14 protein-coding genes are annotated in these 15,451 nt (G+C 61.5%); all 14 read right to left on the bottom strand.

The genetic code is table 11. The features are described 5' to 3' along the window. Positions 1-72: 72 nt before the first annotated feature. The 14 genes from pseI to rfbF are packed head-to-tail and all read right to left on the bottom strand — an operon-like array spanning position 73 to position 15,400. Positions 73-1,125: a pseudaminic acid synthase gene (gene pseI / locus ACVHNU_RS04400; RefSeq protein ID WP_473019092.1), complete on the bottom strand. Its 1,053-nt coding sequence runs from the start codon at positions 1,123-1,125 to the stop codon at positions 73-75. Then, positions 1,118-2,623, bottom strand: coding sequence for a UDP-2,4-diacetamido-2,4,6-trideoxy-beta-L-altropyranose hydrolase (pseG, locus tag ACVHNU_RS04395; protein ID WP_473019091.1), 1,506 nt, complete (start codon positions 2,621-2,623; stop codon positions 1,118-1,120). The genes pseI and pseG overlap by 8 nt, the downstream gene beginning before the upstream one ends. Next, a complete protein-coding gene (gene pseF / locus ACVHNU_RS04390) occupies positions 2,620-3,315 on the bottom strand; it encodes a pseudaminic acid cytidylyltransferase (protein WP_473019090.1) in 696 nt (231 codons plus the stop codon). The genes pseG and pseF overlap by 4 nt, the downstream gene beginning before the upstream one ends. After that, positions 3,312-3,932: a pseudaminic acid biosynthesis-associated methylase gene (locus ACVHNU_RS04385; RefSeq protein WP_473019089.1), complete on the bottom strand. Its 621-nt coding sequence runs from the start codon at positions 3,930-3,932 to the stop codon at positions 3,312-3,314. The genes pseF and ACVHNU_RS04385 overlap by 4 nt, the downstream gene beginning before the upstream one ends. A gap of 31 nt (positions 3,933-3,963) precedes the next feature. Then, positions 3,964-5,121: a UDP-4-amino-4,6-dideoxy-N-acetyl-beta-L-altrosamine transaminase gene (gene pseC / locus ACVHNU_RS04380; protein ID WP_473019088.1), complete on the bottom strand. Its 1,158-nt coding sequence runs from the start codon at positions 5,119-5,121 to the stop codon at positions 3,964-3,966. Continuing rightward, a complete protein-coding gene (gene pseB, locus ACVHNU_RS04375; protein ID WP_047292505.1) occupies positions 5,118-6,119 on the bottom strand; it encodes a UDP-N-acetylglucosamine 4,6-dehydratase (inverting) in 1,002 nt (333 codons plus the stop codon). The genes pseC and pseB overlap by 4 nt, the downstream gene beginning before the upstream one ends. Positions 6,120-6,141: 22 nt before the next feature. Next, positions 6,142-9,057, bottom strand: a complete 2,916-nt coding sequence (locus ACVHNU_RS04370) for a TIGR00180 family glycosyltransferase (RefSeq protein WP_473019087.1) — start codon at positions 9,055-9,057, stop codon at positions 6,142-6,144. Between the two features lie 55 nt (positions 9,058-9,112). After that, positions 9,113-9,850: a cephalosporin hydroxylase family protein gene (locus tag ACVHNU_RS04365; RefSeq protein ID WP_027614220.1), complete on the bottom strand. Its 738-nt coding sequence runs from the start codon at positions 9,848-9,850 to the stop codon at positions 9,113-9,115. A gap of 17 nt (positions 9,851-9,867) precedes the next feature. Then, entirely contained in the window at positions 9,868-10,938 is a 1,071-nt protein-coding gene (locus ACVHNU_RS04360; protein ID WP_473019086.1) for a class I SAM-dependent methyltransferase, read from the bottom strand. Beyond that, positions 10,935-11,786, bottom strand: coding sequence for an NAD-dependent epimerase/dehydratase family protein (locus ACVHNU_RS04355; RefSeq protein ID WP_473019085.1), 852 nt, complete (start codon positions 11,784-11,786; stop codon positions 10,935-10,937). Before ACVHNU_RS04355 ends, ACVHNU_RS04360 begins: the two co-directional genes overlap by 4 nt. Next, positions 11,783-13,009, bottom strand: coding sequence for a methyltransferase domain-containing protein (locus tag ACVHNU_RS04350; protein WP_473019084.1), 1,227 nt, complete (start codon positions 13,007-13,009; stop codon positions 11,783-11,785). The genes ACVHNU_RS04355 and ACVHNU_RS04350 overlap by 4 nt, the downstream gene beginning before the upstream one ends. Continuing rightward, on the bottom strand, positions 13,006-13,566 hold the full coding sequence (locus tag ACVHNU_RS04345; protein WP_473019083.1) for a dTDP-4-dehydrorhamnose 3,5-epimerase family protein: 561 nt from the start codon (positions 13,564-13,566) through the stop codon (positions 13,006-13,008). The genes ACVHNU_RS04350 and ACVHNU_RS04345 overlap by 4 nt, the downstream gene beginning before the upstream one ends. Beyond that, on the bottom strand, positions 13,563-14,645 hold the full coding sequence (rfbG, locus tag ACVHNU_RS04340; RefSeq protein ID WP_003222822.1) for a CDP-glucose 4,6-dehydratase: 1,083 nt from the start codon (positions 14,643-14,645) through the stop codon (positions 13,563-13,565). The genes ACVHNU_RS04345 and rfbG overlap by 4 nt, the downstream gene beginning before the upstream one ends. Then, positions 14,627-15,400: a glucose-1-phosphate cytidylyltransferase gene (rfbF, locus tag ACVHNU_RS04335; RefSeq protein ID WP_103483904.1), complete on the bottom strand. Its 774-nt coding sequence runs from the start codon at positions 15,398-15,400 to the stop codon at positions 14,627-14,629. Before rfbF ends, rfbG begins: the two co-directional genes overlap by 19 nt. Positions 15,401-15,451: the final 51 nt, after the last annotated feature.

Genomic DNA, 15,451 nt, shown 5'->3' with positions numbered 1-15,451 from the left:
AATACAATACAGTGAAGATGCGCGTTATGACTCGCAGGTCACGCTATTTTGCCGAATCGGTTGCAGATCGGGTTATTCGACCAACGACCAGTCCAGCGGCGTGCCGCGTTTGATCGCCAGACGAGCGCGGCGTCCGAGGACGGCTTCGGTGTGCTTGGGTGGCAGACCGAGACCGGGGCGAATGGCGCGCAGATTGGCTGCGGTGAAGGGCTCACCGGCGGCCATGTCAGCGGTGACGTACAGCGAACGGCGATAAACCAGCGACTTGCGCTCGGCCTCGGTGACGCCGTAATGCACCTGGCCCATGGCCTGCCAGGCGCGTTCGGTTTCGACCACCAGACTGGCCAGTTCGGCGGGTTCCAGCGAGAAACTCGCGTCCACCCCACCTGCCGAACGGTCGAGGGTAAAGTGCTTTTCCACCACGGTCGCCCCGAGTGCCACAGCGGCCACGGACACGCCAACGCCCATGGAGTGATCGGAAAGACCCACCTCGCAACCGAACAGCTCACGCAGGTGCGGGATCGTGCGAAGGTTGCTGTTTAGCGGCGTTGCCGGGTAAGTGCTGGTGCATTTGAGCAGTACCAGATCCTTGCACCCGGCCTCGCGGGCAGCACGCACGGTTTCGTCGAGTTCGGCGATGCTGGCCATGCCGGTGGAGATGATCAGCGGCTTGCCGGTCGCCGCCACGCGACGAATCAACGGCAGATCGGTGTTTTCGAAACTGGCGATCTTGTACGCCGGCACGTCGAGGCTTTCGAGAAAGTCCACCGCCGTGTCATCGAACGGCGTCGAGAACGCGAGCATCCCCAGCTCTTTGGCCCGGGCGAAAATCGGTGCGTGCCACTCCCACGGGGTATGGGCTTTCTCATACAGGTCGTACAGCGAAGTACCGGCCCACAGGCTGTTCGGATCCTTGATGAAAAACTCGCCCTCGGTCAGATCCAGAGTCATGGTCTGCGCGGTGTACGTCTGCAACTTCAAGGCATTCGCGCCAGCCTTGGCGGCGGCCTCGACAATCTGCAGAGCCACCTCCAGCGACTGGTTATGGTTGCCGCTCATCTCGGCAATGATGAACGGCGGCGCATCGGCGCCGATCAGACGCTCGCCAATCTTGAAACTACTCATCGCGGTGATCCTTCAAAACCTGGGTGAACGCGCAGGCACTCTGGGTGAATCCGGCGTCACGAAATACATTCAAAGAGGGGCGATTGCGCGGCAAGACCTGCGCGGTAATCGCGCTCAACTGCGGCCAGTGCTCGCGGACGAACACCTCGCCTCGCGCCAGCAGCGCCCTGCCCCAGCCGAGACCGAAACGCCCATCAAGCAGATACAGCGACACTTCGGCCTCAAAGCCGCGCAGGTCATAGCGCAAGACGCCAACCGGTCCGTCATCGGCCTCGGCGATCAACAGCAGGCGCTGCGGGTTGCGCAGACTCGCATTGAGCCAGTTCAGGTGCTGCGGCCATTCGATTGCAGCCGTGTCCAGTGACCAGCGCCGCACAGCCTCGGCATTGCGCCCGTCGAACAGCAACTGCGCATCATCGAGGGTCGCCGGGCGCAGCTTGAGCACCGCACCGGCCAACGCCGCCGCCACGCGCAACGCACCGCGCCCATCCACCAGTTGCCGCGAACGCTCGGCCAGGCTCTGGCGCAGATAAAAATTGTCGACGACAAAACCGACGGCATCGCGCAGTTGCTCGACACTCACCTGCTCGCGGGCGCCCATGAACACATGCGCCCCCGCCGCTGCCATGACTTCGCCGTTGGCCTGCTGATTGTTCGATACCGCGATGCAGATCGTCGGCAGGCCCAGCGCCGCGCGTTCCCAACTGGTGCCGCCGCCGGCGCCGATAAACAGATCGGCTTCGGTCATGCGTTGCTGGAAATCGCTGACGAAACTGTGCAGGCGCCAGTGCGGGCGTGTTTCGGCGAGCGCCTGCATTTGTGTCCATGCCGGATTGTCTGCGCCGGCGACGAAATCCACTTCCAGTTCGGTGAAATCCTTCAGGGCCAACATCGCGTGATGGGTCTGCATCGCCGCGTCGAAACCACCGAAATTCACCAGCACACGGCGGGCCTTGGGTTTGATCTCGATGGCCGGGCAGACGAATTCTTCGCGCAGCATGGCGTAGCGCGGGCCGAGCAAGGTGCGACAGTCGGTGGGCAGCAGTGGCGCGTAGTCGGCGCTCAGGCCGGACAGGTTTTGATTGAGCAACAGATCAACGCTGTAATGCCGCGTGGCGAGGTCATCCACTGCAGCAATTCGTGGCGACCACTGACGGGCCGCGGTTTGCCACTGATGATCGAGGCCGTAGTGGTCGGCGATGATCCAGTCGAATGCGGCGTGACCTGCCAGCAAGGCGTCCAGAGCGTCGATATCAGCCTGCCACGGCAGCATCGACTCGATGGCCTGCTGCGGATCTTCACCGGGATAGCTGTCGGGCAGCGCGAACGTCTCGAATCCCTCGGCCTGCAGTGCATCCAGTCGATGGCCCGGCAATTGCCGACAGGCAAACGCGACATGACTGCCCTGCCCGCGCAACACCCTGGCGAGGGTCAGGCAACGGGCAATGTGGCCACTGCCGATGGTCGGCGAAGCGTCAGCGCGGATCAGCAGTCTCATTGCAGTTCTCCACCGGCCTTGAGTGCGGCGTAGAGGTATTCGGCGCGTTTCCAGTCTTCCAGCGTGTCGATGTCCTGCACCAGATGCCGCGGCAGAATCACCGGTAAGCTGGCAGTTGAATACAGCACCTCGCCGCGCAACCACGCCTCGCTACGGCCCCAGTAAAACTGGCCGGCGTCCTGAAAAGCTTCAGGCAGATCCTGCGAGCGGGTATTGCGAAATTCCGGGTACAACGCGGTCAATGCGCCCTGCCCGTCCAGCGTCAGCGCCCGCTGCACGGGGAAACCAAAGCTGCACACGGAGAACGCAAACGACTTCTGCGGATGCTGCTGCAGCAACTCGAATCCCTCGCATAGAAAGCGTGCCTGCAGCAACGGCGCCGTGGCGTACACGCAGCAGGCATAATCGAACGCAGGCAGCTGCTGCAAGGCATGCACGATCACCGCAGCAGTGCCGGTGAAATCATCCGCCAGTTCAGCCGGGCGCAGGAACGGCACTTGCGCACCATGGGCCAGCGCCAGCTTGGCAATTTCGGCGTCATCGGTGCTGACCACGACCTGTTCGAACAGGCCACTGTCGAGCGCCGTACGGATCGAGCGGACAATCATCGGCACACCGTCGAACGGCAACAGATTCTTGCGCGGGATGCGCTTGCTGCCGCCACGGGCCGGGATGATTGCGACGCTGTTCAAAAACGTTTTTCCAGCAGAAACCAGGTGATGTCGTCCACCGGGAATTGCGGGTCACGGTGATAACCAAAGCCGTAATCGAGCAAGCGCAGATCGGCATAACGGTCGAGCATTTCCCCGGCGAAATCGCGCTTGAACAGCTTGCCGCTGTTGCCGCGATAGGACACCTCCACCGGTGCCGGGTTGTAGTACTCGGCGATCAGGATGTAGCGCTGGCTCAACTCATACAACTGCGCATAGGCGGTCGGTAGCAGTTCCGGCGCCAGATGGATCAGCACGCCTTTGCTCAGGGTCAGGTCGTAGCTGCGCTCACGGGGAAAATCGAACAGCGAACCGTGCCAGATCTGCGCGATGCCCAGTGCCCGCGCCTGAGCACAGGCGCTTTCATTGATCTCGACGCCGAACAACTCACTTTGCGGCAGCAGTTGATGCAACGCCTGCAGGTTGTTGCCGGCATTGGTGCCCAGCTCAACCACACTGTCGATGCGCCCGGCGCGGCTCAGGGCCTTGGCGAACAGCGCCAGATTGGCCGCCACCAGCGGTTGTCCGACGTTGCGATCGACATACTGGTTGCCAAAGTCGCCCTGCCAGAATTTTTCCTGCTCACTCAGATCACGCATCGCACAGTCTCATTCACCGCCGCAGCGGTCTCTATTCGGTCAACCGACGCAGTTGCTCGACCACATGATCCTGTTGCTCATCGCTGAGCAACGGATACAGCGGCAGGCTGATCGCCTCGGCGTAATAACGCTCGGCTTCGGGGAAGTCGCCCTCGGCGAAACCCAGTTCGCGATAGTACGGCTGCAAATGCACCGGAATATAGTGCAGGTTCACGCCGATGCCGGCGGCACGCAAGCCTTCGAACACCTGACGGTGGGTCAGGCCGATGCGCTCGGTCTGCAGGCGCACCACGTACAGGTGCCACGCCGATTCTGCCTCCGGCTGCGCGCTGGGCAAGGTCAGCGGCAGGTAGGCCAGCAACCGCTCGTAACGCGCCGCCAGTTCACGGCGACGGGCAATGAAGCCGTCCAGTTTGGCCAGTTGCGACAGACCCAACGCCGCCTGCAAATCGGTGATCCGGTAATTGAAACCCAGCTCGATCTGCTGGTAATACCACGGGCCGTGGCTGGGTTCGTTCATCTGCTGCGGATCGCGGGTCATGCCATGGCTGCGCAGGCGTTGCAGACGCTCCGCCAGTTGCGGGCGATTGGTCAGGACCATGCCGCCTTCGGCGCTGGTGATGATCTTCACCGGATGGAAACTGAACACGGTCATTGCCGCAAATTCCCCGCAACCCACCGGGCGCCCGGCGTAGCTGGCGCCCACGGCGTGCGAGGCGTCTTCGATCACGGTGAAGTTGTAGCGCTCGGCCAGTTCGGCAATCTTGCGCAGGTCGCAGCTCTGCCCGGAGAACGCCACCGCCACCAACACTTTCGGCAACGTGCCATCCTGCTCGGCCTGATCGAGTTTCGCCGCGAGGGCGAAGGCATCGAGATTCCAGGTCAGCGGATCGATATCGACGAAATCCACATCGGCGCCGCAATAGCGCCCGCAGTTGGCCGAAGCCAGAAAAGTGTTCGGCGTGGTCCACAAGCGATCGCCCGGGCCAAGGCCGGCAGCGAGGCAGGCAATGTGCAGCGCCGCGGTGGCGTTGCACACCGCCACCGCGAAGTCGGCCTGACACCGTTCGGCCATGGCCTGCTCGAAGCGCTCGATAGTCGGGCCTTGAGTCAGCCAGTCCGATTGCAGCACCTCGACCACTGCATCGATGTCCGCCTGATCAACGCTCTGCCGACCGTAGGGAATCATGCCGAGAGCTTCGCGTGCAGCTCGGCGATCTGCCCGACCGAGAGGTAGTGCGGATTGGTATCGGAGCGGTATTCGAAATCTTCACTCACCGGCCGGCCATGTTCGCCGAGCTTGTCTATGGAGAAATCGACATCGACGCTGGTAAAGCGGATGGAAGGCTGGATGGTGTAATGGTCTGCGAATTCCAGGGTCATCCGCGCATCGTCCAGCGGCACCATCAGTTCATGCAGTTTTTCACCGGGACGAATACCGACGTTCTTGTGCGGCAGATGCTCGGCCATGCCCCGCGCCAGATCGACGATGCGAATCGACGGGATCTTCGGCACGAACACTTCACCGCCATGCATCCGCGCAAAGCTGTCGAGGACAAATTGCACGCCGTGATCGAGGGTGATCCAGAATCGGGTCATGCGCTCATCGGTGATCGGCAACTCCTGCGCACCGTCGGCAATCAGCTTGCTGAAGAACGGCACCACCGACCCCCGCGAGCCCGCCACGTTGCCGTAGCGCACTACGGCAAAACGGGTCTGCTGCTCGCCGGCAATGTTGTTGGCGGCGACGAACAGTTTGTCCGAGAGCAGCTTGGTTGCGCCATACAGGTTGATCGGGCTGGCAGCCTTGTCGGTGGACAGGGCCACGACTTTCTTCACGCCGTTGTCGATGGCAGCGGCAATGATGTTCTCCGCACCATTGACGTTGGTGCGAATGCATTCGGTCGGGTTGTACTCCGCCGCCGGCACCTGCTTGAGCGCCGCCGCGTGCACCACGTAGTCGATGCCGCGCATGGCCTGCCGCAGACGGTCGGCGTCGCGCACGTCACCGAGGAAGTAACGCATGCATGGCGCGTTGAACGTCTGCTGCATTTCGTACTGCTTGAGCTCATCGCGGGAGAACACCACCACCCGTTTGGGCTGGTATTGCTCAAGCAGACGGGCGATGAATTTACGCCCGAACGAGCCGGTGCCGCCGGAGATGAAGATCGATTTACCGTTGAACATGTTCGGATTCCTGTCGGCCGGCTCAGGCGAGCAACTGCGCCCAATTGATCGGGGCACTGTCGCCCAGGGTGAAGCCTTTGCCGGTCAGGGCCAGGTTGGCGTTGTAGGCCGGATCTCGGGCGAAGGCCGCGCTCCATTTCTCCCGCAATGCCGCCAATGCTTCGGGAGCCTGCGGCAGCTCGCCGGTGTGCAGCACCTGCACCAGCGGCGTCCACACCGTGAGGTAACCGGCCTGACCGGCCTTGAGGCACAAATCGACGTCGCTGAAACCGTCGGCAAAGGTCACTTCGTCCAGACCGCCGAGCGCGTCGAACAACTCTTTGCGCACCATCAGGCACACCTTCGACACGGCCGAGTAGTTATGCTCGACGACGAGGCGTTGCATATAGCCCTCGGTGGTGTGTGTTTCGCCGATGAAGGCCGATCCGACGCCACCGTTCAGACCAAGAATCAAACCGGCCTGAGAAATCTTGCCGTCGCGATCAATCATTTTGGCCCCCACGATGCCGACTTCCGGACGCTGAGCGTGGTTGAGCAAAGACTCGAGCCAGTTCGGATTGACCACTTCGCTGTCCGCTGCCAGCAGTACCAGATACTCGCCCTGTGCCTCCTGACTCGCCGCATTGCACAGTGCCACCTCAGTCAGTGGTCGATCGGCGTACAGCACGCGCACCCTGGCATTCTGCAGAGAACCCAGCCAGTCATTGATCGCAGCCGACAAATGCGGATTGGCCGCAATCAGCACCTCATAACGGGTGTAGCGCGTTCGCAACAACACGCCGTTCAGGCAGCGTTGCAGTTCCGCAAGATCGTCGCCCGCAGGCAGGATGATCGAAACCTTCGGCTGTTCGCAATGGCGGTAATCAATCTGGTAAGTCCCCGGCACTGTCGAGCTGATCCGCGCCTTGTAGCCACGATGACCCAGGTGACGCAGCAAGGCCTGACGCTCGTGGGCGTTTTCTTCCAGCACAGCTGCCTGGGTAATCAACAACGGTTCGTCAAGGTGGGCCAGGCCACCGAGCCCTTCTTGCTCAATGATGCGTAGCAGCAAGTCGAATTCCAGCGCCTTGTGGAAATCCGACTGATAACCGCCAACCTCAAGCAGTACCTCTCGGCGAATCAACCAGTGGCGCGCCATCAACGAAGGAATACTCTGCAGCAGATCCAGATTGAAGCCGGGGCGGAACACGTCAATCAGCGCCCCGCCTTCCTTGCGCTGGACTTCATCGGTGGCAACCGCGTGAACGCCCTCGACGGACATCAACTCCAGGCTGGCACGCAGCAATCCGCTCGACGTGAACTCATCCCCCGCCTGCGCCAGCAACATCCAATCGCAGGGAGACTGCCGAATGCTCTGGTTGAGCCTGTCAACAAAATTGCCTGGAGTGACCCGGACAAAATGCAGAATGTTTTGCGCCGTGGTTGCCGCTGGTGGTTCGCCGGTGGTGAGCACGACAATCTTGAACGCCTTGCAGTGCCCCTCGAGCAGGCTGTCGAGAGAGACCTGCAGTTTGTCGATGTCGTTATCCAGATCAAGCAGGAAAATCCCGAACTGCGGACCACCATCGTTAGTTGCCAAGTGCTGACGGATTGACTCGAACTGTTGTTCGGAAGGCGCTCGCGCGGCCAGCCAGTTGAGCAGGCGACCCGACGTCATATTGTCAAAGACTGCGCGGTGATCGTCGACGCTCAGCGACTCGAGACGGGCAATCCATTCATGAATCGCCGGCGCCGCTTCGGCGTCGCCCAACAGGTCCAATTGCCCCGCCAGACGCTTGAGCACATTTCGATTGAAGGCATTGAGGTCATGTGCCTGCCACAAACGGTCCAGCACACTCTCTGGATTATCGTTATTGCGTGCCTGCAACAGGTGCGTCTGGCGCGCCCAGATACCTTCTAGCCCTTCCAGCTGCATGCGCCCGGCCGGCATGGCGTGCAGCATGAATTCGAACTGTTCCAGACGGTCGAAGAACGCCTGGTTGTAGAACGGCATCTCGACATATTGCAGTGGTCCGAAACGACGATCCGGTACTTTCGAGTGCTGATTCCAGGTGGATTCAAAAATCAACTCGGCAGCCAGAGCCCGGCCGGTCCGCAGACTCTCGGCCATCGCTTCGTAACTCTGTTCGACGAAGGCCTTGGCCTGTTCGGTGTCCAGGCCATTGATCTCGGTCGGCAGCGTTATCAGGAAATCGGTGAAAGCCTCGCGTTCGGCAACCGACTTACTGTCGACGTAAGTAAGCGAGTGATACACATCCGTGCTGTGCTCGGAGGCACCATAGTTGATCTCGCGAACCACGTAAGGCATCGGCAGGATCCGCGCCTTGGCACTGGCCAGCAGAAAATACACGTGACCGATTTCCTGCCATTGGAAACTGGTACCCGGCGGCAGCGCCGAATGCCAAGTCTTCATCAGATCGGTACGGGTCACCGCGTAGAACGGCGGGATGTACTGACTCATGTAATCGATGACCCGATCCTGAGCCCGCTCCGACGCATAATCTTCCTGGACCTTCTTGTCGCGGCGGTAGTAACTCACCCCGTGTGCCAGAGACAGGTACATCAGGCAGTAGCCGTGGCACATGCCGTAGTCCTGATTCGCCTGCAGAAAACCGACGGACTCGGCCAGCGAATCGTGCAGGATAAAATCGTCGTCAGCCGCCAGCACCATGTACGGCGTGGTCAGTCGCTCTACACCATAAGCCAGTTTGGCCTGCATGCCCCAGTAAGCGAACTGCGGCACATGGTGATAATCGACGGCGGAAAAATCCCCTTCCGGCCGCTCGGGAGTGGAGTCGAGCACCATGATCCGGCAGGGCAAGCTGCTGTAATACTTCACCGCCCGACGCAGGAACGCCGGCCGATTGTGAGTAATCAGCACCACGGTCAACAGCTCGTTGAGCGGTAGCGCCAGTTCAGAACTGTACTTGCCTTGCATAACTTCTCTCCACAACCGGCGACTCGCCGAGATAACGCTTTGGTGATGTTGCGAATTAACGAACGCGACGCAGATAGCCGTCCGGCGCCACGGTGATCAGCAGCTTGTTCTGCAATTGCTGGTCGATCTCGAAATCCTGGTTTTCTTCCAGGTACTTCCACACCGCGGTTTTCGGGTTGTCACCCGGGCCCCATGGGCGATCCGGGAAGAAATCGGCCGGCATGTCTTCGACCACGGTGTCCATCACCACGCAGTAGCTGTCGACCGAGACCAGCGGCGCGTACAGGCGCAGCTCTTCGAGTACGTGGTCGTGGGTGTGGTTGGAGTCGAGCACCAGGATGACCTTCTTGCCTTTGGCCGCAGCCTGCACCTGAGCGGCGATGGCCGGGTCGATGCTCGAGCCTTCGATCATCTTGATGCGCTTGGCCATCGGGTGGCTTTCGATCGCTTCACGGTTGTGCGGGCGGATGTCGAGGTCGATGCCCAGCACTTCGCCGTGACCTTGCAGTTCCAGCAGGGAGGCGTAGTAGATGATCGAACCGCCGTGGGCGATGCCGCACTCGATGACCAGATCCGGCTTGACCTGCCAGATGATCTCCTGCATCGCCATCATGTCTTGTGGCAACTGGATGATCGGGCGGCCCATCCACGAGAAGTGGTAGCTGTACTTGTGTTTGGCCGATTCGTTGAAGAAATCACGGGCCAGGCCAGTGAGTTTCTGGTCGTCACCCTGCTGGGCGATCTGCTCGCGGCATTCGGCTTCGAAGGCTTGGTTGATGCTGTTGTCGGTCATGTTCAAAGTCTCAATGGTCACTGGAACGAAGCGCTATCGACGGCGTGATAGACGTAGCGTCCACCGGTCATCCGCTTGATTTCTTCGAGGTAATTGGAGTTCATCACAAACAGGTTGGCGCCTTCGGGCAGCGCATCCATCGCCTCTTGCGGCGAGGACACCCGCGCGCCGCTCAGCGGCAGATAACGCCCCTGTTTGGCCGGGTTGATATCCACCACACGATCCACCGCGACACCCGCGCGTTGCAGGAACAGCGAATAGATCACGCCTTTGGACGATGCGCCCCAGATCGCCGAACCCTGCTCGGGTGCGGATTGAATGATCTGCACCGCGCGCTCAAGGCTCGCCGTGAAACCGTCCGGCAGCGACAGGCGTGGCACCGGTTGCTCCGGGGTCAGGCGCAACGTCGACAGGTCGGCGACGATGTACAGGTACTGGCCACCGAACAGGTGGCCGGCCTCGTGCACAGTGCCGAACATCCGGCGCAGGTCATCGAGGCGGAAATAATTGACGTGCTCGTAGAACAGGTCGAACCAGGCCTTGTGCTCGAGGATCCAGTCGAAGCACGGCACTTCGATGTAGATCTGCCCGCCCTGATTGGCTTCGGCAATCACCGCCAGAAAGCTCACCGGGTCTTCGATGTGTTCCAGCACATGGCGCAGGACGATGGCGTCCGCCGCCAGGCCGAGACCACGGGTGAACGGCGCCTTGATCACGTCGGCGTTTTCACCTTCGTAGGCCGGATCGATCCCGGTGATCGAATAACCGAGGCCCTTGAGCAGCTCGAGGAAGTAGCCCTTGCCGCAGCCGACTTCGATCAGCTCCTGGCCCTTGAAGTGCCTGGCGATGATGCCTTCGACGTCACTCAGGTGCTTCTGGAACTGGCCCGAATGGGCCTGCTCGTTCTGATAGTCAGCGTCATAGCTGAGCTTGTCGGCATCGAACGCGGCGTTGAAGATCAGGCCGCTGCGCTCGTCCTGCACCAGCAGCATGTCGGCGCTGGCCGAAACCTTGGCCGACTCCGGGTCGGCGAAGGTGCGGTTCTGCAACACCGGCAGGTCGGTAACCCGATACAACTCGTGCCTCATTGCGGCTCTCCCAGTAGCTGTTGCAAACGCTCGGTCACGGCCCAGAACGCCATCGGTTCATGGCTCGGATACGGGTAATGGCCGAGGTTCAGATTCAGTGCCGCACCGCGCTCGCGCAGCCGTTGTTCAACCAGTGCGCGCACCGATACCGGCTGACCGCTGGCGCAATTGATCACGCCGTTGAAATCGCGCTGATGGACGATCGTGGCGAGGTAAGCGGCGGCGCTGGCGATCGGCAAAAAGTCCCGCAGCTGCTCGCCGCCAGACATGTTGAACGACGCCTCCCCGGCATCGATCGCCCGGTCCAGCGCCGCCAGCAGACTGTTGGGGTTCTGCCCTTCGCCATGCAGATAGAACAGACGCGCCCACTGCAAGGTGAACGGTTTTTCCTGTTGCAGATTTTGCAAAAACAGATGCAGCGTGTGTTTCGCCAGACCGTAAGGATTGCTCGGCTGCGGCTCGACATTTTCGCTGAGCGGGCCGCTTTGCATGCCGTACTCGAAGCAGGTGCCGGTCACCAGCACTTGCGCCACACCCGCCTCGACCGCGCCTTTGATAAAGCGGTAGTCGGCCATCAGGTTGTGCTCGAAATGGAACAGCGCCCGATAGTTCGGCAGCCCCGGCCAAGCCAGGTGCGCAAGGACGTCGATGCCGTCGGTGAGCGCCGCAATGTCCAGATCCGCCGCGTGAATATCCGCCGCGACAAATTCGACGTGGTTGATCCACGGCATGGTCGCAGCCGTATCTGAATTGCGCGCCACCGCGCGAACGTCGCAGCCACGCGCCAGCAACGCCGCGACCAGATGCCGGCCGACGAAGCCCGTGGCCCCGGTGACCAGAACTTTCACAGGATTTTCATCTCAGGCACGGCGATCACGAAGCGCCCGTCCCACTGACGCACCTGCGCCAGTTGCTGACTGACTTCGTGCAGCAGGTTCCACGGCAGCACCAGCACGTAGTCCGGTTTTTCGCTATCGATCTGCGCCGGCGCGACAATCGGGATACGGCTGCCCGGCAGAAACTTGCCCTGCTTGTGCGGGTTGGCATCGGCCACCCAGGCCAGCAGGTCGGGTTTGACCCCGGCGTAGTTGAGCAAGGTGTTGCCCTTGGCCGCCGCGCCGTAACCGACCACACGCTTGCCGTCGGCCTTGGCCTGCAACAGGAAGCGCAGCAGTTCATGCTTGATGCGTTCAGCAGCCGGCGCGAGGGTCGCGTAGTACTCAGGGGTTTTCACCCCGGCATCCAGCTCGGCCTGCAACTGTTGCTGCACCGCCGGCTGCACCGCACGACGCTCACCATCCTGGCGTTGCACGAACACCCGCAGCGAACCGCCATGAGTGCTCAACTGACTGACGTCGAACACTTCCAGACCATTGCGCTCGCACAGAGTCTGCACGGCAGTCAGCGACAGATAGGAATAGTGCTCGTGGTACAGCGTGTCGAACTGCGCACCGGCCATCAGCGTCAGCAGTTGCGGAAATTCAAAAGTGGCGACGCCGGTCGGCTTGAGCAGCGTGGCGAAACCACCGAGGAAATCATTGATGTCCGGCACATGCGCGAGCACGTTGTTGGCGGCCATCAGGTCGGCGCCCCTGCCTTCGCTTTTCAGCTGTGCTGCGCTGTCGCGACCGAAGAACACTTCACGAATCTGCAGACCCTTTTCCCGCGCCGCTAACGCGGTGCTGCGGGTCGGCTCGACACCCAGACACGGAATGCCGCGAGCGGCGACGTACTGCAGCAGATAGCCGTCATTGGCGGCAATTTCGACCACACGGCTGTCGGCGTTCAGCGCAAAGCGCTCGACCATCTCCGCGACATAACGCTCGGCATGGGCCAGCCAGGTGCTGGAGAACGAACTGAAGTAGGCGTACTCGGCGTCGAACAGGCTGTCGGCGCGGGTGTAATCCTCGGTCTGCACCAGCCAGCATTGCTGGCACACGGCAACCTTCAGCGGCACCCATTGCTCGGCCTGTTCCAGGCGCTCGGCGTGCACGTAAGCGTTGGACGGTGGTGAGGTGCCGAGGTCGATCAGCGGCAGGCTCAGCGGTGCGGCGCACCCACGGCAGTTCATAGACGCACTCCAGCAAAGTGTTGATCGAGCGCGGGATGGCTGGAATCACGCGCTGACAAATTATTGACAGGCAACGGCCAGGCAATCGCCAGCCGTGGATCGTTCACCGACAGACCGCCCTCATGCTCCGGCGCGTAATCGGCGCTGTGCAGATAAAGCAGTTCCGCATCGTCGGTCAGGGTCTGGAAGCCGTGAGCGAAGCCGGCCGGAATCAGCAGGCTGCGACCGTCGCCGGCCTTCAGATGCTCGGCGTGCCAGTGCAGAAAAGTCTCGGAGTCCGGGCGCAGATCCACCGCCACGTCCCACACTTCACCGCGCAGGCAAGTGATCAGTTTGGCTTCCGGGGCGTTGGCGTTCTGGTAATGCAGACCGCGCACACTGCCCTTCTCGCGGGTGCAGGAATGGTTGATCTGGCGGATATGAAATTCGCTGCCGAACGCACTCAGGCTGCCTTCGCAGAACAGCCGGGCGAAGTGCCCGCGCTGATCTTCGAAGCTTTTGTGCTGGACGCTGAACAACCCGGCCAGCGGCAACGGTTTCAAGGAAAACTCGCTCACAGCGCGCCCCGGTACAGGTTCAGTTGGCCGAGAGTGACGTTGCGCATGTCATCGCCGTTCTGCCACGCCAGATGCCAGTCGAGGGTCTGGGTCAGGCACTGCTGCAAGGTCCAGCGTGGCTGCCAGCCGAGTACCTGACGGGCGCGGCTACTGTCGAGGCGCAACAGACCAGCCTCGTGCAGTTCGCTTTTTTCGATGCGCAGACCGCGTGCCTGTGGCCAGCGACTGGCGAGCAGTTCGACCACTTCGCCGACGCTGCACATGTCCGCCTCGCCCGGTCCGAAGTTCCACGCCCCGGCGTATTCCGGGCCTTGTTCGTAGAGACCCGCCGCCAGTTGCAGGTAACCGGCCAGCGGTTCCAGCGCGTGCTGCCACGGGCGCACGGCTTGCGGGTAACGCAGGGTCACCGGCTCGTCGGCAGTCCAGGCTTTGAGCACGTCGGGAATCAGGCGCTCCGGGGCGAAGTCGCCGCCGCCCAGCACGTTGCCGGCGCGCGCGGTGGCCAGGGCCAGACCGTGCTCGGCGTACTTGTCGGCCGGGAAAAACGACGCGGCGTAAGACTGCGCCAACAGTTCGCAGCAAGCCTTGCTGCTGCTGTAAGGATCGTGCCCGCCAAGGGCTTCGTCTTCGCGGTACGGCCACAGCCATTCCTTATTGGCGTAAACCTTGTCGGTGGTCACCAGCACGCAGGCGCGCACGCAACCGACCTGACGAATCGCTTCGAGCAGGTTCAGCGTGCCCATGACGTTGCTGGAGTAAGTCCCCAGCGGATCGCGATAGCCTTCACGCACCAGCGGCTGAGCGGCCAGGTGCAGGACGATCTCCGGCTCGGTGTCGGCAATGATCTCCAGCAACGCGCCGAGATCGCGCAGATCACCGCGCTGATCGTTGATCCCTTCGTGAACCCGCGCCAGTTCATACAGGCTCGGTTCGGTCGAAGGATCCAGCGAAAAACCGCTGACTTGCGCGCCGAGGCTTTGCAGCCACAGGGTCAGCCAGCTGCCCTTGAAACCGGTGTGACCGGTGACCAGCACACGTTTGCCGCGCCAGAAATCCGCGCTCAGGCCCATTGCTTCCATGGGGCCTCCCCGCTCTGCCACAGCGCTTCGAGGTGGTTCTTGTCGCGCAGGGTGTCCATCGGATGCCAGAAGCCTTCGTGTTCGAAGGCGTTCAACTGTTCTTCCTGAGCCAGACGCGCCAGCGGCTCGGCTTCCCAGGTGGTTTCATCGCCAGCGATATAGGACAGGACTTTGGGTGACAGCACGAAGAAGCCGCCGTTGATCCAGCCACCGTCGCCGCGCGGTTTCTCGGTGAAACCCAGCACCTGATCGCCCTGGCGCTCGAGGGCGCCGTAACGTCCCGGCGGCTGCACCGCGGTGACGGTGGCCAGGCGACCGTGCGCTTTGTGGTAATCGACGAGCTGAGCAATGTTGATGTCGGAAACGCCGTCGCCGTAGGTGAAGCAGAACGCCTCTTCATCCTTGAGGTAACGACCGGCACGCAGCAGACGGCCTCCGGTCATGGTTTCCTCGCCGGTGTCGATCAGGGTGACGCTCCACGGCTCGCTGTAATTCTGATGCACGTCCATGCGGTTCTCGCGCATGTTGAAAGTGACGTCGGAGGTGTGCAGGAAGTAGTTGGCGAAGAAGTCCTTGATCGCATAGCCCTTGTAGCCCAGGCAGATCACGAAGTCGTGGATTCCGTGAGCGGAATACTGCTTCATGATGTGCCAGAGAATTGGCTTGCCGCCGATCTCGATCATCGGCTTGGGCTTGAGGTGCGACTCTTCACTGATGCGCGTGCCGAGGCCACCCGCCAAAATAACTGCCTTCATCGTCTCCCCTCTCGTTCGTCACCGGGCTGCGCATGGCTTTTTTGAGCGATG

This window comes from Pseudomonas sp. Ors-4-3C (genome assembly GCF_055755035.1).
Note: the sequence above shows the minus strand (reverse complement) of the source record. Positions and strands in the feature narration are given on the sequence as shown.